Origin of the sequence: Myxococcus vastator (assembly GCF_010894475.1) — a bacterium.
GTDB classification, from domain to species: domain Bacteria; phylum Myxococcota; class Myxococcia; order Myxococcales; family Myxococcaceae; genus Myxococcus; species Myxococcus vastator.
Map to the genome: position 1 here is coordinate 1 of NZ_JAAIYB010000978.1, position 420 is coordinate 420.

At 65.2% G+C, this 420-nt stretch carries 1 protein-coding gene and 1 pseudogene; both read left to right on the top strand.

The genetic code is table 11. The features are described from left to right. A pseudogene (locus tag G4D87_RS38650) lies at positions 1 to 241 on the top strand (hypothetical protein); the annotation flags it as partial. After that, positions 234 to 420, top strand: a 187-nt coding sequence (locus G4D87_RS40100) for an ATP-binding cassette domain-containing protein (RefSeq protein WP_163787693.1), incomplete at its 3' end; no start/stop codon positions are given. The pseudogene G4D87_RS38650 and the gene G4D87_RS40100, both read left to right, overlap by 8 nt.

Sequence of the window (420 nt, forward strand, 5' to 3'; positions counted from 1 at the left end):
GCGCTTTGCCTTCTCGATCCTCTTCCTCTCCACCCTCTCGTTCCTCGGCCTCGGCATCCAGCCGCCGGCCGCAGACTGGGGCGGCATGGTCAAGGACAACAAGGACGGCATCATCTTCGGCATATCGGCCGCCCTCGTTCCCGGCGGGGCGATCGCTGCCCTGGCGGTCTGTGTCAATCTGGTCGTCGACTGGCTGCCCAAGCGCCCGTCCAGCCTGAAAGGAGGACGCGGCGATGCATAATCTTCGGTCCGTCAAGAACCTGAAGATCGAGGCCACCAGCTATCCGCCAGGCGCGCCTCCCAAGCGGGTCACGCTGGTCGACAATGTCTCCTTCGACCTCGCCAAGGGCAAGGTGCTCGGCCTGATCGGCGAATCCGGCGCCGGCAAGTCGACCATCGGCCTCTCGGCACTCGCCTATG